The following is a 19,007-nucleotide window of genomic DNA, read 5'->3' as shown; positions in this document are numbered from 1 at the left end:
GCCGCCGTTCATCAAGCCCTGCGGGCCCTCTTCGCGGCGGGTCAGCCCTGTGGTCTGATCATGCGGTTGACCATTCGTTGCACGCTGGGGCCCAGCAGTAGGATAACTGTGAACGCGATGGGCCAGGAGAAAGCCCATGAGCCCATCCAGTCGCCCAGCGTCGCGGGACCGAAGCCGACGGCCTTGGCCGTGGCGATACCGGTGACGATGCAGGACATCATGCCTGACATGATCAGGCTGAACAGGGCGCGGGCATAGCGGGCAGGGATCATCCGGACATCCTTGGTGTGAGGTAGCAATGATCTGCGCCATTTTTCCGGGTAATACCAGTGCGAGCGGACAATCAAAGGTGCATCCAGCCGAGCGTCTCGGCGGTACGTTGGATCGAGGGCTGATATTCGGCACTGACCCAGCCGGTGTAGCCGCTGTCATCAATCGCTCGGAACAACTCGGCAAAATTCATCTCACCTCGACCGGGTTCTGAGCGATCCGGTGCCGCTCCAATCTGGGCATGCACGATGCGGGTTTGGAACTGCTGCCAGACCTGCAACGCGTTGCCATGGATCATCTGGGCGTGAAAACTGTCATATTGCAGGCCAACATTGGGCCGGTTCACGCGATCCAAAACCTCGGCGGCCAGATCGTAAGAGTTCAGGAAATATTCAGGCTGTGACACCGGGTTGAGCGGTTCGATCGTGAACGGCTGTTGGGGCGCGTGGTCTGCTGCCCATTGCAGGTTTTGAACAAAGCAATCCATAGCATCCGCGCCCGAGGAATATCCGGACATGATGTGGATTTTTTCGGGCCGCAGCGCCTGAGCATAGCGTAGAACGCGGCGGATGTCGGACTGGAACCGCGCCTCACCGCCTGGAACGGCGGCATATCCGGGAGTGCCGCCGGTATAGTTGGGTGGCGGCGCGTTGATCAGCACCAGGTCGAGCCCATTAGCCAGCAGAGCACGGCAGGTTTCCTTGGTAGCCAGATCATAGGGAAACAGAACCTCAACCGCCTTGAACCCGGCCTGCGCGGCGGCCTGAAACCGGTCGAGATAGGGCAGTTCGGCAAAGAGCAGTGAGATATTTGCAGCGAATTTGGGCATGGATGGCCTTTGCGTGTCTGTTCGCCGGACCATATCGGTCGGGTGATTTCAGCGAAAGGGACTGAAAACGACAGATTGTCGAAAATCGGCCAGATCACCCGGTTCAAATCAGTGACCGTCGGGGCAACGCGGCGAATCATTTCTGGCGCCGCTTTGACCAGAGGTATGACCCATGGCAATGAGCCCTGACCCCGTGCGCGGGACCGCTATTTCTATGTCCGCCGACCGCAACTCCGCCTTGTCTGGCAATGGGTTGGCGGTTGCCTCAATGCTGGCATGGGCCGCAGGCTTTCCGGCGGCAGAGGTCTTGTTGCAAAGCTGGTCGCCGGTGGGCTTGCTGGCGGCACGTCTGGGTCTGGCGGTTCTGGTGCTGCTGCCGATCTGGCTGATGCTGGACGGTCCCAGCCGTATTCTAAGGGCCAGATGGGGATGGGCCATGATCGTCGGAGCGTTTGGCTTTGGCTGCCCGATGTTCCTGCTGATCCTGGCGCAAAAGCTGACCGATCCGGTAACCGTCGTCATCATCGCCTCTTGCGCGCCACTAATCGCAACCCTACTGGAGCTTAAGGCGGGCACACGTCGGCTGAGCTGGAATTTTGGCCTAGGCGTTCTGGTTTCAATTATCGGCGGGCTGATCGCCACCAGCGCCGTCGCCCCGGCGCAGCTGGGCCTTGGGGCCTTATGCGCGGTCGTGTCGGTCGTCTTTTTCAGCTGGGGCAGCATGACCACAGCGCGCGATTTCCCCGAACTCAGCCAGACCGGGCGCGCGACGATCACGTTGATCGGGGGCTTTGCCATGGCTGTGATCTTGTGCTTTGCCGCTGGCCTGATGGGCATGGAGGTGATCCCCGAGGTTGCCATTGACGGGCAGCAGATCGGGATGCTGGGGATCTATGCGCTGATTTCGCTGGGGCTGAGCCAGATCCTGTTCGTTGCTTCGGTTGGAAAGCTGGGCGTGGCGCTGGCCTCATTCCATATGAACATCGCGCCATTTTACGTGATGCTGATCATGATTGTGCTGGGAGATGAGTGGAATTCAACCCGCGCGCTGGGCGCGGGCATCGTGGCGGTCGCCGTTGTTCTGGCGCAGGATCGCAGGCCGCGCTCAGCCCAGATCGGCTGAGCGGATCAGCGGAAAGAACTGACCGCCCGACCACACCCCGAACCAGTCTTCATGATCGGTGCCGATCTCGACCAGCCGGTAAAAGCTTTTGCGGTCGATGCGCGCCTCAAGATTGGCGCGGATCAGAATATAGGGTGAGGGTTCCTGGGTCTTCGGATCAAACTCAACACGGATCGGGTGATCCGGTCCGGCCTTGGCCGTGTCACCCACATGGGTGCTGAAAGTCAAAATCTGCGCTGCGCCTGAGCCTGTGGCATCAAAGTCGACAGCGACGAACGGGACATCCTCAACCGTGATTCCCACCTTTTCGACCGGGGTCACCAGATAATATTTGCCCTCTTCTTTCTTAAGAATTGAGGAAAAAAGCTTCACAAGCTCGAACCTGTTGATGGGCGAGCCTAAATAACTCCAAGAACCATCTTTTGCGATCCTGATGTCCAGATCGCCACAAAACGGGGGATTCCACAGGTGAACAGGGGGTAAATCCCGTGTTTTCGCGGCTTTGACTGATGCCGCAATGCCATCAGGAGAAGGTGTCACAGGGATTTGTCCGCTCATTACTTTTGCCATTTCCTTTTCGCGCGATACACTTCAACCATACTCGTCCACGGAAGGGAAAGTCATGAGCGAACCTGCCGACCTCGTATCCGAGATCGAAGCGCTGGAAACTAAACTGCAAGAGGCCAAGGCCTCGATCACCCGACGCTTTATCGGGCAAGAGCGGGTCGTGGATCTGACGCTGGCCGCGCTGTTATGCGGCGGGCACGCATTGCTGATCGGATTGCCAGGGCTGGGCAAGACCCGGCTGGTTGAGACTTTGTCGACCGTGATGGGCCTGCATGGCAACCGTATCCAGTTCACGCCGGATCTGATGCCGGCTGATATTCTGGGGTCCGAGGTTCTGGATACGGCCGAGGATGGCAGTCGCCACTTCCGGTTCATTCCCGGACCGATCTTCTGCGAATTGCTGATGGCGGATGAGATCAACCGCGCCAGCCCGCGCACACAGTCGGCCTTGCTGCAAGCGATGCAGGAACGCACCGTCACCGTTGCGGGCGAGGATCGTGCGCTGGATGAGCCGTTTCACGTGCTGGCCACGCAAAACCCGATTGAACAAGAAGGCACCTATCCGCTGCCCGAGGCGCAGTTGGACCGCTTTTTGGTGCAGATTGACGTAGAATACCCGGATCGTCAGACCGAGCGGGATATCCTTCTGGCCACGACCGGTGTCGAAGAAGACGACGCCCATCAGATTTTCACCAAAGAGGAATTGCTGGCGGCGCAGCTTCTGTTGCGCCGGATGCCGGTTGGCGAGTCTGTGGTCGAACTGATTCTGGATCTGGTCCGCGCATTCCGCCCCGGCGAAGCAGGCGTGTCCGATCGTGTGGCCGAAACCGTGGCCTGGGGCCCTGGCCCCCGCGCGGCGCAGGCGTTGATGATGACGGTGCGTGCCAACGCCATGTTGCAGGGGCGACTGGCCCCCAACGCCGAAGATGTTCTTGAGATGGCCCGCCCGGTCCTCAGCCATCGTATGGCGCTGAACTTTGCGGCACGGGCGCGCGGTGACAGTCTGGCCGATCTGATTGACTCGACTGCACTTGGGTTGATCCGAACCGAGGCTGCGGCGTGAATGCCGGGCTGACCCTTCGTGAAAGATCCGAGGCCGAGGCATCTCGGTTGCCGCCCCTGTTGGCGCGGGCGGAACACCTGGCCGGAACCGTCCTGCTGGGTGACCATGGGCGTCGCCGATCCGGGATGGGCGATGATTTCTGGCAATACCGCCCGGCACAGGTTGGCGACAGCCGCCGGATGATTGACCACCGCCGCTCGGCCCGTGGCGATCAACAATTTGTGCGCGAACGCGAATGGCAGATTGCCCAATCGGTGATGCTGTGGGTGGATCAGGGCGCGTCGATGCGCTTTGCCTCGGACGCTTCGCTGCCCACCAAGGCGGATCGCGCGCGTTTGCTGGGGCTGGCAACTTCGATCTTGCTGGCGCGTGGTGGTGAGCGTGTGGGCCTGACGGGCACAACCCTGCCGCCCCGGCGCGGCAATGCCCAGATCATCCGGCTTGCGCAGGCCTGGTCCGAGGATGATCAAGCCGACTATGCGCCACCCGAGCACCGCGCCATGATCCCCCATGCGCGGGCGGTGTTCATCTCTGATTTTCTTGGCCCGATGGAAGAGGTTGAACTGGCACTGTCCAAAGCTGCGGATCGTGGCGTGCGCGGGGTGGTCCTGCAGGTGCTGGATCCCGGTGAAGAGAATTTCCCCTATCGCGGGCGCACCATTTTCGAAAGCGTGGGCGGCTCGGCCCGGCATGAAACGCTCAAGGCTTCTGATCTTCGTGACCGGTATCTTGCGCGCCTTGCCGAACGAAAGGATGCCTTGATGCGCTTGTGTCGGGTGACGGGATGGCAACTGGGGCTGCACCACACTGGCGACAGCGCACAGGCGGCTCTGTTGTGGCTGTATCGCGCTTTGGACGGGGGCAGAGTATGACGGTTTTGGCTGGGATAGGCTTTACCGCGCCCTGGGTGTTGCTGGGACTGTTGACCCTGCCCATCCTGTGGCTGGTCCTGCGCGCTGTTCCGCCTGCGCCGATCCGGCGAATGTTTCCGGCCGTAACGCTGCTGCTGGGGCTGAAGGACGACGAGAGTGTTTCGGATCGGACACCATGGTGGCTGCTGCTGTTGCGAATGCTGGCGGCGGCGGCGATCATTATCGGTCTGGCCGGGCCGGTTTTGAATCCCTCGCGGGATCAGGTGGGTTCGGGGCCGCTGTTGTTGGTGCTGGATGCCAGCTGGGCAGGTGCAAGCGGCTGGCCATCGCTTCAGGACCAGCTTGATACGCAGCTGACCGAGGCCGGACGCGCCGGACGCACGGTGGCCTTGCTCAACTTGACGGAGCCAGAAGCCCCGGTCTTTCAGGCCGCCGAAGCGTGGCGGGGTCGGCTTCCGGGGGTGACTCCGATGCCCTGGCAACCAACTCAGCTGCAGATGGATCAGGTGCTCGATGTGCTGGATCAGCTTGATGGTGGTTTTGATACATATTGGTTCAGCGACGGTCTGGGATTTGCGGGTCGGGAAACGGTTCTGGCTGCGTTGCAATCGCGCGGGGAAGTGACCGTGTACCAGTCAGGCTCGCCTGTTTATGCGATTCTGCCCGCCGCCTATCAGGATGGTGTCATTCAACTGACGGCCCAACGCGCCACTGCTGGTCCGGAAAACATCCTGACCATTTTGGCACAGGGGCGCGATCCGGCGGGCGCAATGCGGGTTCTGCAATCCGCCAATGTCGTCTTTGCTGAAGGTGAAACGCTTGCTCAGGTGGAGCTGGCGCTGCCCTCGGAACTACGGGCCAGAATCACCCGGTTCGAGATTCAGGGCCAGCGGTCGGCGGGTGCCGTAACGCTGACCGATGACAGCCTGCGCAGGCGTGAGGTGGCCCTGCTTGCGGGCAGTTTGAACCGTGAAGGGTTAGAGCTGTTGTCGCCGCTACATTATCTGACGCAGGTTTTGGTCCCGACCGCGGATTTTGTCGAGGGCGGGTTGATGGATGTGTTGCCCGCCAATCCGGATGTGATTGTTCTGGCGGATGTGGCGAAATTGGCCGAAGCGGAACAACTGGCGGTGACCGAATGGGTCGAACAGGGCGGGCTGCTGCTGCGCTTTGCCGGGCCGCGCATGGCCGCTAGCGATCTGGGGCGGGATGTCGAGGATACCTTGCTGCCGGTGCGCCTGCGCAGCGGTGGCCGTTCGGTCGGCGGCGCGATGAGCTGGGGTGAGGCCAAAGGTCTGGCTCCGTTCCCCGAAACCTCTCCGTTCTACGGGCTGCGCGTGCCGCCGGATGTATCGGTCACCACGCAGGTCATGGCACAACCAGACCCTAATTTGGCGGATCGGGTGATTGCATCGCTGTCGGATGGCACGCCTCTGGTCACGCGCAAGGCGCTGGGGCTGGGGCAGGTGGTGCTGTTCCATGTCACCGCCGATGCCGAATGGTCCAGCCTTCCCCTCTCGGGCCTGTTTGTCGAGATGCTGGACCGGCTCGCCGTTGCGTCGGCTGCGAAATCCCGGGAAGAATCGCAACTACAGGGCACGACCTGGGAACCGCTGCAGGTCATGGATGGGTTCGGAGGTTTGTCGGATGCGGATAACCTGGCCGGTGTCGATGGGGTTGATCTGGCCTCGGGCGCAATCGGGCCGGACCTGCGGCCGGGCCTGTATGAAAGCGGCAAGCAAAAACTGGCGCTGAATGTACTGGATGCGGATACGGTGCTGACGCCAGCCATCTGGCCATCTGATGTGCCGATCAAAGGGCAGGAAATCAGCGCCGAAACGCCGGTCGGGGGCATTTTGCTTAGCCTCGCGCTGATCTTGCTGACGGTGGACGTCATTGCGTCACTTCTGTTGTCGGGGCGACTTGGGCTGGCCCGGGCCGCGGCGATGGCGCTGGGTGCGTTGCTGATTGCACCTGACCTTCAGGCTCAGACGCCCGAGGAAACCGATTTTGCCCTGATGGCAACGCAAGAGCTGGTACTGGCTCATGTCATGACCGGAAACGCGCAGGTTGACGATATCGCGGGCGCCGGGATGCGTGGCTTGGCGCAAACTTTGTTCTTCCGCACTTCGGTCGAGCCGGCAGAGCCCATCGGCGTTGATCTGGAACGGGACGAGCTGGCGTTTTTCCCGCTGCTGTACTGGCCGATCACGCCGGAACAGCCGCAACCCTCGGACGAAGCCTATGCCAAGCTGAATGCCTATCTCCGCTCGGGCGGCATGATCCTGTTCGACACGCGCGACGCGGATGTGGCGCGTTTCGGTGCAGCCAGCCCCAACGGCCGCAAGCTGCAACAACTGGCCGCCCCGCTGAATATCCCTTCGTTAGAGCCTGTTCCGGATGACCATGTTCTGACGCGGGCCTTCTATTTGCTGCAGGATTTCCCGGGCCGATATGCCGGTACCGAGATTTGGGTCGAAGCCGCCCCGCCGGATGCGGAACAAATCGACGGCATGCCGTTCCGCAACCTCAACGACAATGTGACCCCGGTAGTGATCGGCGGGAATGACTGGGCCGGAGCCTGGGCCGTCGACCGAAACGGGCAGGCCTTGTTGCCGGTCGGGCGCGGATATGCCGGTGAGCGGCAGCGGGAATTGGCCAATCGGTTTGGCGTCAATCTGGTGATGCATGTGCTGACCGGGAATTACAAATCGGATCAGGTCCATGTGCCTGCGCTGCTGGACAGGTTGGGACAATGACCGGAACCGTTATATTTGACCCTCTGATTCCGTGGCCCGTTCTGATGGTCGTTGCCGCGATTGCCATATCAGGCGTTGTTCTAGCTCTGTGGCGGGGCCTGTCTGGCTGGGCCTTGCGCGGGTTGGCCGCCCTGGTCGTGATCGCGGCCATGGCGGGGCCTGTCTATCAGATCGAAGATCGCACTCCGCTGACCGACATCGTGGTGATGATCGAAGATGAAAGCGCCAGCCAGACCCTGTCCGATCGCGCGGAACAGACCGCACAGGCCGCTGCCGAACTGGCGGCCGAGATTGACGCGCGCGACAATACCGAGCTGCGCCGGATCCGGGTGGGTGACAGCGATGGGGATGAGGGCACACAGGTCATGGCTGCGCTGAACAAAGTCCTGGCCGAGGAACCCCGTGCGCGCATTGCGGGGATCCTCGTGGTTTCGGATGGGATCGTGCATGACGTTGATCAGGCCCCTGACCTGCCTGCACCGATGCACCTGTTGCAGACTGGGCGGGCCAGCGACTGGGACCGCCGTCTGATCGTCCGCAATGCACCGGCTTTTGCCATTATCGGAGAGCCGGTCACGCTGACGTTGCGGGTTGAGGATAGCGGCGCAGTTCCTGTTGCGGCTGCGAATGCGCCTTTGGAAATTTCGGTTGATGGCAATGCGCCAGAGCATTTCACCATTCCAATCGGTGTCGATGTCGAGCTACCGGTCAAGCTGTCCCATGGCGGGCGGAATGTCATCCAGTTTACCGTACCCGGCGTCGAAGGAGAGTTGACCGATCGCAACAACACCGCTCTGATTCAGATGAACGGTGTGCGCGACCGTCTGCGGGTGCTGTTGGTTTCGGGTGAACCGCATCCAGGTGGACGGACCTGGCGGAACCTTCTGAAATCCGACAGCTCGGTTGATCTGGTGCATTTCACGATCCTGCGACCGCCTGAAAAGCAGGATGGTGTGCCTGTGGACGAGTTGTCTTTGATCGCTTTTCCGACTCGAGAACTGTTTCTGGAAAAGATCAACGATTTCGATCTGATCATCTTTGATCGCTATAAGCGGCGCGGTATTCTGCCTGCGGTCTATCTGGAGAATGTCACCAATTACATCAATGATGGTGGTGCGGTTCTGATTGCGGCTGGCCCTGATTTTGCCAGTGCCGACAGTATCTTCCGCTCGCCGCTGGCGCCGATTCTTCCGGCCCAACCCACCGCGCGGGTCATCGAAGAACGCTTTGTCCCCACAGTTACAGATATGGGGCACCGGCACCCGGTGACGACGGATCTGGGCGATTCCGAGCATTGGGGAGCATGGTTGCGCCAGGTTGATGTCCTGTTCCGATCAGGTGAAACGCTGATGACCGGCGTCGATGACCGGCCGCTGCTGGTGCTAGACCGGGTCGGAGAGGGGCGCGTGGCAATGCTGGCCTCTGACCACGCCTGGCTCTGGAGCCGTGGCTTCGACGGCGGTGGTCCGCAGCTTGAACTGCTGCGGCGATTGGCACATTGGATGATGAAAGAACCCGAGCTTGAGGAAGAGGCTCTGTGGGCCGAAGCAAATGGTCAAATCATGCGCGTCATCCGTCAAACCCTGGGGGATGACGTCGGAACAGTTACCATCACGCAGCCCAATGGCGAGACACTTGAGGTGACGCTGAACGAAGTTTCTCCGGGGCGGTTCGAAGCTCAGATCTTCGGCCCCGAGATTGGCCTCTATCGGCTGCAAGAGGGTGAACATTCGGCGGTAATTGGGTTGGGCCCTGCGGCCCCCAAAGAATTTGAGCGCACGATTGCTACTGATCAGATCCTTGAGCCGGTTCTGGCCGAATTGCGCGGCGGTGTGATCCGGGTCGAGGACGGTTTGCCTTCGATCCGAAATGTCCGCGCTGGGCGGCCAGCATCGGGGCGCGGTTGGATCGGGCTGACCCCGCGCGATGCCTACCAGACCAGCTCTGTAACACAGGCTGGTGTTCTACCGCCCTGGCTGGTGCTTTTGCTGGCCGGCGGTTTCCTTCTGGCGGGTTGGCTGCGTGAAGGTCGACGTTAGGTCATTCGACCACAACGCTGATTGTGGCCCCAACCACCAGCATCAGTCTTGGTAAAGCACCGTTTGAACCGGCTTTGCTGCGTCAGGTTTGTCGTGTAATCCCACACAATTTCTTTGATCTGAGCGCCTGTAGCGCATTCAGAAACAGCAGATTTTGCGTTGAGTAGGAAAAGGCAGGTACCGGCGAGGCTGGCTGTTTTGGACGTTTGCGGCCTCTGAGCCTGCCATTGGTCTGTGGCAACAGGTAACGGCTTAAACACTTTTTCACGCTCTGTCGGGATGCTGTGGGCAGATTGTACCGGGATCACCTTTGATGAGTCTTGCAACCAAACTGGCACAGGAAAGACGCGCACGGCTTGCCGCTGAACGTCTGCTTGAGATGAAACAAGCCGAGCTATCAGCGGCCAACCGGAAATTGGGCCTGCACGCGATGGCTCTGACCAAACGCATTGGTGAAACGCGGGCCGAGGTTGAGACGGTGCGCGATGAAAATGAAAAAGTTAAATCGGACCTGACATTGGCCAATGCCAAGATCGAAGTGGCCGAACGGCGGCTATGGCATTCGATCCAGACCTTCCCAGACGGGTTTGCATTCTTCGACGAAGAGAGCCGGTTGATCGGGGCAAATGCCTCATATTTCAGCCTGTTTGAGGGGCTGGATGAAGTAGCGCCCGGCATCAGCTATGGCAGAATTCTGGAAACCCTCACGCAGGAGGGTCTGATTGATACCGTGGACGAGGCTCAGGATGATTGGCGCGCCAGGATGTTGGCCCGTTGGAAGTTGTCCAACCCGCCGTCTGAAATCGTCAAGCTGTGGAACGGGCTCTATATCAAGCTGATTGATCAACGCGGTGGAGGTGGCGATGTGGTCAGCCTTGCGCTTGATATAACCGCCTCGGTCCGGCATCAGGCCGAACTGACCGCTGCGCGCGAACGGGCCGAGGCTGCAAACCGCGCGAAATCTGCATTCCTGGCCAATATGAGCCATGAAATCCGCACGCCCATGAACGGTATTGTCGGCATGACCGAGTTGATGACCGAAACCGCGCTGGATGAAGAACAACGGCTCTATCTCAACACGATCCGCAATTCCGGTGAAGCCTTGCTGGTGATCATCAACGATGTTCTGGATTACTCGAAGATTGAGGCGGATAAGCTGGTCCTGCACCCCGAACAGTTCGATTTCGAACGCTGTATCCTTGAGGTGGCGATGCTGCTGCAGCCCTGTGTTCGTGACAAGGGTTTAAGCCTTTTAGTCGACTATGACCTGTTTTTGCCAACCCTGTTCGTGGGCGATCCGGGCCGGGTGCGTCAGGTCTTGACCAATCTGGTTGGCAACGCGGTCAAGTTCACGGCGGAAGGGCATGTCTTGATCCGCGTCACGGGGGTCCCCCGCGCGGAGGCCCAGGCCTGTGATATTCATGTTGCCATAGAAGATACGGGTATCGGTATCGCCGAGGATAAAGCGGCGCATATCTTTGGTGAATTCAATCAGGTCGAGGATGAACAAAACCGACAGTTTGAAGGGACCGGGTTGGGTCTGGCCATCACCAAACGACTGATCAAATTGATGGACGGTGCCATCTGGGTCGAAAGCGAGCCGGGCCAGGGGTCCTGTTTTGGATTTCGGATAACGCTGCCGACGGTCGAAGGTCCGCAACCCGCCCCCCCGAATCTGGAAGGATGTCTGCGCCATGTGGTCGTGGTTGAAGGTCTGGCTGTCAATCGAGCGATCCTGTCAAAGCAACTTGGTCGCCTAGGTGCCAAGGTTACCGAATGTACCACCGGAACCGAGGCGCTGGCTACGCTTGATGACACGGTAGATCTGGTGCTGTGCGATCACGATCTGCCGGACATGGATGGGCTGGATTTGGCGGCCACGATAAAGGGTCGGGGGTGGACGGATACCTCTGTCGTGGTCATGTCGGCCAATCCCGGCGTGATTCATGCTCATCCGGCCTGCGAGCTTATTGACGGAGTGTTGCAAAAGCCGATCCCTCGTTCAGAATTATATGCACGTCTGACCGCTCTGGGACGATCAGCGAATTCGATATCGAATGGTTCCGACACGCAAAACCCAACGGTTGCGCAGGTCAGACCGATTGCCGAGGATCAAAGGCTCATGCGGGTTCTGGCTGCTGAGGACAACAAGACCAACCAGCTGATCCTTCGCAAGATGGTCAAGGATCTGAACATTGATCTTCGCTTTGCCGGCAACGGGCTTGAGGCGGTCGCCGCCCATCTGGAATTCGACCCGGATTTGATATTCATGGATATCTCGATGCCCGGAATGGACGGTAAACAGGCTACAGGTGAAATCCGCCGCCGCGAGGTTGAAACCAATCAGCACGTCCCGATCGTAGCCCTGACCGCACATGCAATGAGCGGAGATGACCAAAGTATTTTATCGGCTGGATTGGACTACTACCTGACCAAACCGCTGCAAAAACAGAAAATCCACCAGATGATCCTTGACCATCGGCCAGACGGAACGCAACCGGTTCTTGATGACGAAACCTGAGCGATCTAGGCTGCCGACATGACTGATGACCGTGGATTTCACCCCCGCGCGCTGGGCGAGATTGCCATTCGCTGCGCAGATATGGCCGCTATGGTGCAGTTCTATGAACAGGTGATCGGCCTGCAGCGTCTGAGCGGTGACCATGACAGCGCTATAACCTTCTTCCGGATAGCCGAGGGGTTTGGCGGCCATACGCAAGTTCTGGCCCTGTTTCACCACAGCACCGCGCCACGACCGGGGCAACATCGGGCCGGTGCCGAAGATCCCGTAACAGGAGCGGGATCGTCGCTGCATCATATCGCATTGTCGCTGCCCTTCGACGAGCAGGCGGCGGTCATAAGTTGGTATGACAAGATCGGCCAACCCTATCGCATCGAGCTGTTCGGATGGGTTGGTTGGCGCGGAATTTTCACCGAAGACCCGGAAGGCAACACAGTTGAACTGGTCTCTTACGACCCGTCGATGCTGGCTGAGGCCTGATAGGGCCGGATAAAGACTGGCTTGTCGTCCTCTGACAAGTCGGGGCGGTATTCATAGCCGCCCGAGTCGAACTCTGTCAGGCTGGCGGGATCGGACAGACGGTGTTGAATGACATAGCGTGCCATCGCCCCGCGTGCCTTTTTGGCAAAGAAGCTGACGATCTTTGGCGTGCCGCTCTTGTCTTCCATGAAGACCGGCGTGATGACCCGTAATTTCAGCGCTTTGGGGTCTACTGCACCGAAATATTCCTGACTGGCGCAATTCAACAGCACGTCGCTACCGATCCCGGCTGCCTGAGCGTTTAGCGCCTTGCTTAGTTGGTCGCGCCAATAATCGTACAGGTTCTTGCCGCGCCGGGTCTTCAGCCTACTGCCCATCTCAAGCCGATAGGGCTGAATGGCGTCCAGCGGACGCAATATGCCATACAGTCCGGACAGGATACGCAGGTGATCCTGGGCCCAGGCCATCTCTTCCGCATCCAGCGAAGTCGCTTCGAGCCCCTGATAGGTGTCTCCGGCAAAGGCCAGTGCTGCCGGGCGTGTCGCCACAGCATCGGGGGCGTCCGAAAAGGCGCGATAACGGTCGCGGTTCAGGCGGGCCAGATCATCGCTCAGATCCATCAGCTTTTTCAGGTCGCCCAGCGTCAGATTGCGGGCGGTTTTCGACAGGCGGATCGCGTCATCCTGAAAGTCGGGCTGCGTGACCTCAACATTCCGTTCTGCCCAATCCAGCCGTTTGGCCGGGGAAATCACTACCAGCATAGTCGCCCTCGTTTCTTGCCTGTTGATGGGTATCTAGCTTGCCATACGCAGCACGTCCAGAAAGGCGGCGCCAAACCTTTCGTGACGGCGGTCACCCAGAACCTGTTCGATGGCGCGCGGGTCGTCTGATCGCAACTGCGCCACCTTTGCCAGTTGCGAGGCGGTACAGGTCAGAGGCTTGTCGATTCCATCAGGGCCGCGCGACAGTTGCGACTGAACTTCGAGCAGGCGGTCGTAAATCTCACCCTGATCGCGCCCGGCCAGTTTGCGACGGGCCGGGTGCAGTTCTTCGACCGCGCCGGTCAGAACCTCCAGAAACGTGGCCCCGTATCGTTCCAGTTTCTTAGCACCGATCCCGCTGATCCGGGCCATATCATCCAGTGTTGCAGGGCGGGTTTCCGCCATTTCGATCAGGGTGCGATCGGGAAAAATAACATAGGCCGGGACCCGCGCGGATTCGGCCAGCGCACGGCGTTTCGCCTTCAGTGCGCTCAGCAGCGGTGCGTCTTCTTCGGATACCATCTCTTTGACTGCAGGCCGACGGGTTGCTTTGCGGATCGTGTCCTTACGCAGGTTGATCTGCGCCTCGCCTTTCAGGATCGGCATGGCGGCCTCAGTCATGCGCAGCGCACCGTGGCGGTCGGGATCAGGACGGACCAGATCATGGCCCATCATCTGCCGAAAGATCGCCTGCCATTGCGGGCGCGACCAGTCCTTGCCGATACCATAGGTGGACAGCGCATCATGGCGGCGGGCGCGGATCTTGTCGGTCTCGTTGCCCAGCAGGATGTCGATCAGATGGCCAGCGCCGAACCATTCCTCGGTGCGCAGGATCGCGGACAGGGCCATACGAACCGGGGTGGTGCCATCGAACACTTCCGGCGGGCTGTCACACAGATCGCATTTGCCACAGGGTTCGGTCTGTTCACCGAAATAACCCAGCAAAGTCTGACGGCGGCAGGCCAGCGCCTCGGCCAAGCCTAGCAGGGCGTTCAACCGCGCGTGATCGGCCATCCGCCGGTCAGAGGGAGCAAGCCCCTCGTCTATCTGTGACCGGCGCAGGCGAATGTCATCTGCCCCAAACAGGGTCAGAGTTTCTGCCCGGGCGCCATCACGCCCGGCGCGGCCGATTTCCTGATAATAAGCTTCGATGGATTTGGGCAGGTCCGCATGGGCGACCCAGCGGATATCGGGCTTGTCTATGCCCATGCCAAAGGCAACCGTGGCCACCACGATCAGACCATCCTCGCGCGCAAAGCGGGTCTCGACGATGCGGCGATCCTCGGGATCCATGCCGCCGTGATAGTGACAGGCGGTGTGGCCTTCGGCACGCAGGGCCTGTGCCAGAACCTCGGTCTTGTTACGGGTGCCGCAATAGACAATGCCGGATTGGGTTTTGCGCGCGGCGGCAAAATCCAGGACCTGTTTGCGGGGCCCATCCTTGGCGGCAAAGGCCAGGTGGATGTTGGGCCGGTCGAACCCGCGCAGAAATTTGCGCGGGGCCGTACCGTCAAACAGCTTTTCGACAATCTCGTCCTGCGTTTCCGCATCTGCTGTGGCGGTGAAAGCGGCCAAAGGCACATCCAGCGCACGCCGCAGCTCTCCGATCCGAAGGTAGTCGGGGCGGAAATCATGGCCCCATTGACTGACGCAATGCGCCTCGTCCACCGCAATCAGGCTGACATTGATCCGCCGCAACATGCCCAGCGCCGATCCGGCGGCCAGACGTTCGGGAGCCATGTACAGCAGCTTGAGCCGTCCGGCCTCCAACGCTTCCCACACGGCATCGGTTTCTTCGGGGGTATTGCCGGATGTTAGCGCGCCGGCCTCGACGCCTGCTTCCTGCAAGCCGCGAACCTGATCACGCATCAGGGCAATCAGCGGAGAGATCACCACCGTGACCCCTTCACGGATCAGCGCAGGCAGCTGGAAACACAGGGATTTACCGCCACCCGTGGGCATGATGGCTAGCACGTTTTCGCCCAGCGTGACGGCATCGACGATCTCTTCCTGACCGGGGCGGAAGTCGTCGAATCCAAAGACATCTCGCAGCAAAGGCGCGGCGTCAAACATGTGCGGGGGTGCCCTGTTTTAAGGTTTATCTGCTCTTAAGACAGGACAATCACATACTAAGATTCACTGAACAAGAGGTCAGACAAAATAGACCATATTGTTGATCAGGATAATACGCAGCGCATAGACGCCGATCAGAACCACCAGGGGCGTCAGGTCAAGCCCGCCCATTGCAGGCAGAACGCGTCGGATCGGGCCGTAAATCGGCTCTAACAGGCGGTTCAGCCCGTACCAGATCTGCGCAACCAACTGTTGATGCAGGTTCAGCACCTGGAAATTGATCAGCCAGCTCATGATGACATGGGCCAGAATGATGAACCAGACAATGTCCAGAATCAGCAGCAGAATTTGGATCAACGACAGCATGGGGCCTCCGGATTTCACATCTGCTGAGACCTAAGCGCCCCTGCACAAAAGAGCAAGTCCGCGCCAACAGAACGCTTGCGAATTGGGCCAAAGCCCCGTCTTATGACGCCAACAATAAAAAACGGGGCAGGTATGGCAGAAATTTCCAAGCGCAAACGCATCTGGGGCTGGTGGTTCTTCGACTGGGCAAGTCAGCCCTATCACACGCTGTTGGTGACCTTTGTTTTTGGGCCCTATTTTGCCGGAGTAGCCGCCGAGTATTATCTGAACGCCGGGCTGGGTGCCGATGCCGCAGATGCACGGGCGCAGACGGTGTGGGCGAACTGCATGACCATCGTGGGGCTGATCATCGCCTTTGGTGCCCCGCTGATGGGGGCGATGGCGGATGTTTCGGGCCGTCGTATACCATGGATATTCGGCTTTTCCATCATGTACGCGGTGGGCTCTGCTGCGCTGTGGTACACGTTGCCGGACGGGTCAAACATGTGGCTGATGCTGTCGGCCTTTGGCCTGGGTTTTGTCGGGGCGGAATACGCGCTGATCTTCGCCAATTCTCAGCTGCCCGATCTGGGTGATGACAGTGAGGTGGGCGAGATATCGGGTTCGGGTTTTGCCTTTGGCTATTTCGGCGGGCTTATCTCGCTGGCAATCATGCTGGCCCTGTTTGTTGAGCAGGGTAATGGCAAGACCCTGATCGGCATGGATCCTGTTTTTGGTCTGGACGCCGCAGCACGCGAAGGCACGCGTTTTGTCGGGCCGTTCACCGCCGTGTGGTTCATTCTGTTCATGATCCCCTATTTCCTGTGGGTGCGCGACGATCCAGATGTCGAAAAGAAAGGCAGCGTCAAAGAGGCGCTGCAGCTGCTGGTCAAATCAGTCTCTAACCTGCGCAATCGCGTCAGTCTGGCCAGCTATCTGGGCTCGTCCATGTTCTATCGCGATGCGCTGAACGGTCTGTATACCTTTGGCGGCGTTTATGCGCGGCTGGTGCTGGAATGGGATCTGATCAAGATCGGCGTATTCGGGATTGTCAGCGTTCTGGCTGCGGCAGCCTTTGCCTGGCTTGGCGGCAAGCTGGACAAGAAATACGGCCCCAAACCTGTCATTCTGGTTGCGATCTGGGTGCTGATCTTTGTCTGTATCACCGTCGTGATGATGGACCGGACCCAGATCTACGGCATCACCCTGCCCGAAGGGTCGGGCCTGCCGGATCTGGTGTTCTTTGGTTGTGGTGTTCTGATCGGCGGCATGGGGGGTATCCTACAATCGGCCAGCCGTTCTCTGATGGTGCGCCACACCGATCCCGTCGCCCCGGTCGAGAGCTTTGGCCTGTATGGCTTGTCCGGCCGCGCCACCGCATTTGCGGCCCCGTTGTTGATCGGGATTGCCACAACCCTGACCGGTAGTGCGCGACTGGGGGTGTCACCCATAGTTCTGTTGTTTATTCTGGGACTGTTCCTAATGCGCTGGGTCAAACCGGAAGGGGATCAGAGCAGATGATTTTATTACGTTTTTTCGCTGTCATTGCCGCAATAACATTCGCCGGTACCGCAGGTTCCGAGCCGCTGGCCAAGCAGTTATTCGGAGGCCAAAAGCAAAGTTCACAACAAAAACCGGCCGCTTTCGGCAGTTATTCGCGCGGCTGTGCGGCGGGGGCGGTGCAACTGCCCGAAACCGGACCCACATGGCAGGCCATGCGTCTGTCACGCAACCGCAACTGGGGCCATCCGCAGGCGATCGACTATGTCCAGGATCTGAGCCGGTTTGCGGCCAAGCAGTCAGGATGGAATGGTCTCTATATAGGCGATATCAGCCAGCCGCGCGGCGGGCCGATGACATCGGGCCACCGCAGCCACCAGCTGGGTCTGGACATCGATATCTGGATGCTGCCCGGTGACAACATGCGTCTTTCCCGCAAGGCGCGCGAGAATATCTCTTCGATTTCCCTGCGCCGCTCGAACGGTGCCTTCGTCAACGGCAACTGGACCAAACAGCATCACGCAGTGCTGCGTGCAGCGGCAAAAGACAAGCGCGTGGCGCGGATATTCGTCTTTCCCGGTGCCAAGGTGCAGATGTGCAATGACGAAAAGGGAAACCGCGCTTACCTGCGTAAAATCCGGCCGTGGTGGGGCCATCACTATCATTTCCACGTGCGGCTGGCCTGTCCAAGGGGATCAAGCGGCTGCGTGAACCAGGATCCGCCGCCCAAGGGTGATGGTTGCGCCGAAGCACAGCAATGGGTGAACAACATCCTCAACCCGCCGCCGCCCGATCCAAACGCGCCAGCACCCAAGAAACGACGCGAATACCGGCTGGCCGATCTGCCCAAGCAATGCACAAACGTCTTGCAATCCAACTGATCGCGGCGCTGCTGCTGACAGGTATGGTCTGGGCGGAGGGGGTAAAGCCTGCCGCTTTGCTGAACAATTTTGCCTGGCGACATCAGGCGGATTGGTTCGGCGGATATTCGGGCATTCACATCTTTGACGGTGGGACCCGTATGATCGCGCTGAGTGATCGCGCAACGATGTTGGACGCTCGTATTGATCGAAACGAGAATGAGATTACTGGCATCGAGATCCAGCGGCACTGGCCCATCCTGTCCAGCACCGGCAAGGTTCTGGTGGGCACAGCGGGCGATTCCGAAGGCCTGGCAATCGCCCCTGACGGTGGGGTCTATATCTCATTCGAGGGGGTGCACCGGGTGGCCTATTACCCCAACCCGACAGGCCCGGCGCAGGTCCTGCCACGCCCCAAAGCCTTTGAGGTTCTTGACCATAACGGCTCGTTCGAGGGGCTGGCCATTGACGGGCTTGGGCGGCTGTACACCCTGACCGAAAAGAGCCGTACCGTATCGGGGGACATACCGGTGTATCGTTGGGATGGTCAGGCCTGGTCGACACCTTTTGTCCTGCCGCAACGGGGCAAGTTCCTGCCAGTGGCGGCGGATTTTGGCCCCGACGGGCGGTTCTATGTGCTGGAACGATCGGTGTCCCTGACAGGCTTTCGGTCGCAGCTCAGGCGTTGGGAACTGAATGGTGACACACCGCAATCCGAAGAGATCTTGCTGCAAACCGCGCGTGGGACGCATGACAACCTCGAAGGCCTGTCGGTCTGGCGTGACGATCAGGGAAGGTTGCGGGTTACGATGATTTCGGATGACAATTTTCTGGCCATTCAGCGGACGGAACTGGTGGAATATCTGCTGCCCGATTGACAGGCTTGAAACAAAGGTCTAAACGCACGGCTTGCCTTGGGACAGTCCCTTGGCCAAGTCGCCGCTA

General features: G+C 59.6%; 16 protein-coding genes. 10 read left to right on the top strand and 6 right to left on the bottom strand.

Annotation, left to right across the window (positions count from 1 at the left end; genetic code table 11):
• Positions 1-41 precede the first annotated feature (41 nt).
• Together AC2FH9_RS15675 and AC2FH9_RS15670 are read right to left on the bottom strand one after the other, a co-directional pair.
• Positions 42-272: a DUF2798 domain-containing protein gene (locus AC2FH9_RS15675; protein ID WP_496786918.1), complete on the bottom strand. Its 231-nt coding sequence runs from the start codon at positions 270-272 to the stop codon at positions 42-44.
• Positions 273-343: 71 nt separating this feature from the next.
• Positions 344-1,099: a hydroxypyruvate isomerase family protein gene (locus AC2FH9_RS15670; RefSeq protein ID WP_496872153.1), complete on the bottom strand. Its 756-nt coding sequence runs from the start codon at positions 1,097-1,099 to the stop codon at positions 344-346.
• 178 nt (positions 1,100-1,277) lie between these two features.
• On the opposite strand from AC2FH9_RS15670, the gene AC2FH9_RS15665 reads away from it, so the two are divergent.
• On the top strand, positions 1,278-2,222 hold the full coding sequence (locus AC2FH9_RS15665) for a DMT family transporter (RefSeq protein ID WP_496697908.1): 945 nt from the start codon (positions 1,278-1,280) through the stop codon (positions 2,220-2,222).
• On the opposite strand, the gene AC2FH9_RS15660 is transcribed toward AC2FH9_RS15665, so the two are convergent.
• Positions 2,205-2,780: a DUF1285 domain-containing protein gene (locus tag AC2FH9_RS15660; protein ID WP_281995727.1), complete on the bottom strand. Its 576-nt coding sequence runs from the start codon at positions 2,778-2,780 to the stop codon at positions 2,205-2,207. The two genes, AC2FH9_RS15665 and AC2FH9_RS15660, sit on opposite strands and share 18 nt — an antisense overlap.
• A gap of 64 nt (positions 2,781-2,844) precedes the next feature.
• Between AC2FH9_RS15660 and AC2FH9_RS15655 the strand changes: the two genes are divergently transcribed.
• From AC2FH9_RS15655 to AC2FH9_RS15630, 6 genes are all read left to right on the top strand, one after another.
• Positions 2,845-3,852: an AAA family ATPase gene (locus tag AC2FH9_RS15655; protein ID WP_271951824.1), complete on the top strand. Its 1,008-nt coding sequence runs from the start codon at positions 2,845-2,847 to the stop codon at positions 3,850-3,852.
• A complete protein-coding gene (locus tag AC2FH9_RS15650; protein ID WP_496694308.1) occupies positions 3,849-4,724 on the top strand; it encodes a DUF58 domain-containing protein in 876 nt (291 codons plus the stop codon). The genes AC2FH9_RS15655 and AC2FH9_RS15650 overlap by 4 nt, the downstream gene beginning before the upstream one ends.
• On the top strand, positions 4,721-7,483 hold the full coding sequence (locus AC2FH9_RS15645; RefSeq protein ID WP_496750669.1) for a DUF4159 domain-containing protein: 2,763 nt from the start codon (positions 4,721-4,723) through the stop codon (positions 7,481-7,483). Before AC2FH9_RS15650 ends, AC2FH9_RS15645 begins: the two co-directional genes overlap by 4 nt.
• A complete protein-coding gene (locus AC2FH9_RS15640; RefSeq protein WP_496872151.1) occupies positions 7,480-9,522 on the top strand; it encodes a hypothetical protein in 2,043 nt (680 codons plus the stop codon). Before AC2FH9_RS15645 ends, AC2FH9_RS15640 begins: the two co-directional genes overlap by 4 nt.
• Before the next feature lie 313 nt (positions 9,523-9,835).
• Complete coding sequence (locus AC2FH9_RS15635; protein WP_496872150.1) at positions 9,836-12,043, top strand: response regulator; 2,208 nt, start codon at positions 9,836-9,838, stop codon at positions 12,041-12,043.
• 18 nt (positions 12,044-12,061) lie between these two features.
• A complete protein-coding gene (locus tag AC2FH9_RS15630) occupies positions 12,062-12,523 on the top strand; it encodes a VOC family protein (protein WP_496750664.1) in 462 nt (153 codons plus the stop codon).
• Here the strand turns inward: AC2FH9_RS15630 and yaaA are convergent.
• The 3 genes from yaaA to AC2FH9_RS15615 all read right to left on the bottom strand — a co-directional run bounded on the left by yaaA (position 12,493) and on the right by AC2FH9_RS15615 (position 15,723).
• The gene (gene yaaA, locus AC2FH9_RS15625) at positions 12,493-13,284 is read right to left on the bottom strand and encodes a peroxide stress protein YaaA (RefSeq protein ID WP_496872147.1); all 792 of its coding nucleotides are present in this window, start codon (positions 13,282-13,284) and stop codon (positions 12,493-12,495) included. The genes AC2FH9_RS15630 and yaaA overlap by 31 nt on opposite strands.
• A 33-nt stretch (positions 13,285-13,317) precedes the next feature.
• Positions 13,318-15,357: a DNA helicase RecQ gene (recQ, locus tag AC2FH9_RS15620; protein WP_496872145.1), complete on the bottom strand. Its 2,040-nt coding sequence runs from the start codon at positions 15,355-15,357 to the stop codon at positions 13,318-13,320.
• A 78-nt stretch (positions 15,358-15,435) separates the two neighbouring features.
• Positions 15,436-15,723: a YggT family protein gene (locus AC2FH9_RS15615; RefSeq protein ID WP_271951835.1), complete on the bottom strand. Its 288-nt coding sequence runs from the start codon at positions 15,721-15,723 to the stop codon at positions 15,436-15,438.
• 132 nt (positions 15,724-15,855) lie between these two features.
• Between AC2FH9_RS15615 and AC2FH9_RS15610 the strand changes: the two genes are divergently transcribed.
• The 3 genes from AC2FH9_RS15610 to AC2FH9_RS15600 are packed head-to-tail and all read left to right on the top strand — an operon-like array spanning position 15,856 to position 18,940.
• Positions 15,856-17,223 (top strand): MFS transporter, encoded by a 1,368-nt coding sequence (locus AC2FH9_RS15610; RefSeq protein ID WP_496709436.1) that lies wholly within the window; start codon positions 15,856-15,858, stop codon positions 17,221-17,223.
• Positions 17,220-18,083, top strand: coding sequence for a penicillin-insensitive murein endopeptidase (gene mepA, locus AC2FH9_RS15605; RefSeq protein ID WP_271951836.1), 864 nt, complete (start codon positions 17,220-17,222; stop codon positions 18,081-18,083). The genes AC2FH9_RS15610 and mepA overlap by 4 nt, the downstream gene beginning before the upstream one ends.
• On the top strand, positions 18,056-18,940 hold the full coding sequence (locus AC2FH9_RS15600; RefSeq protein WP_496872142.1) for an esterase-like activity of phytase family protein: 885 nt from the start codon (positions 18,056-18,058) through the stop codon (positions 18,938-18,940). The genes mepA and AC2FH9_RS15600 overlap by 28 nt, the downstream gene beginning before the upstream one ends.
• The last annotated feature ends 67 nt before the right edge of the window (positions 18,941-19,007 follow it).

Source organism: Ruegeria sp. CDSC081 (assembly GCF_059610485.1).
This window is presented reverse-complemented; position numbering and strand designations above follow the sequence as displayed.

Coding starts and splice junctions, on each gene's coding strand:
- AC2FH9_RS15665 (WP_496697908.1), top strand. CDS start 1,278: ATGAGCCCTGACCCCGTGCGCGGGACCGCTATTTCTATGTCCGCCGAC.
- mepA (WP_271951836.1), top strand. CDS start 17,220: ATGATTTTATTACGTTTTTTCGCTGTCATTGCCGCAATAACATTCGCC.
- AC2FH9_RS15610 (WP_496709436.1), top strand. CDS start 15,856: ATGGCAGAAATTTCCAAGCGCAAACGCATCTGGGGCTGGTGGTTCTTC.
- recQ (WP_496872145.1), bottom strand. CDS start 15,357: ATGTTTGACGCCGCGCCTTTGCTGCGAGATGTCTTTGGATTCGACGAC.
- AC2FH9_RS15635 (WP_496872150.1), top strand. CDS start 9,836: ATGAGTCTTGCAACCAAACTGGCACAGGAAAGACGCGCACGGCTTGCC.
- AC2FH9_RS15655 (WP_271951824.1), top strand. CDS start 2,845: ATGAGCGAACCTGCCGACCTCGTATCCGAGATCGAAGCGCTGGAAACT.
- AC2FH9_RS15615 (WP_271951835.1), bottom strand. CDS start 15,723: ATGCTGTCGTTGATCCAAATTCTGCTGCTGATTCTGGACATTGTCTGG.
- yaaA (WP_496872147.1), bottom strand. CDS start 13,284: ATGCTGGTAGTGATTTCCCCGGCCAAACGGCTGGATTGGGCAGAACGG.
- AC2FH9_RS15640 (WP_496872151.1), top strand. CDS start 7,480: ATGACCGGAACCGTTATATTTGACCCTCTGATTCCGTGGCCCGTTCTG.
- AC2FH9_RS15630 (WP_496750664.1), top strand. CDS start 12,062: ATGACTGATGACCGTGGATTTCACCCCCGCGCGCTGGGCGAGATTGCC.
- AC2FH9_RS15670 (WP_496872153.1), bottom strand. CDS start 1,099: ATGCCCAAATTCGCTGCAAATATCTCACTGCTCTTTGCCGAACTGCCC.
- AC2FH9_RS15675 (WP_496786918.1), bottom strand. CDS start 272: ATGATCCCTGCCCGCTATGCCCGCGCCCTGTTCAGCCTGATCATGTCA.
- AC2FH9_RS15660 (WP_281995727.1), bottom strand. CDS start 2,780: ATGAGCGGACAAATCCCTGTGACACCTTCTCCTGATGGCATTGCGGCA.
- AC2FH9_RS15600 (WP_496872142.1), top strand. CDS start 18,056: ATGCACAAACGTCTTGCAATCCAACTGATCGCGGCGCTGCTGCTGACA.
- AC2FH9_RS15645 (WP_496750669.1), top strand. CDS start 4,721: ATGACGGTTTTGGCTGGGATAGGCTTTACCGCGCCCTGGGTGTTGCTG.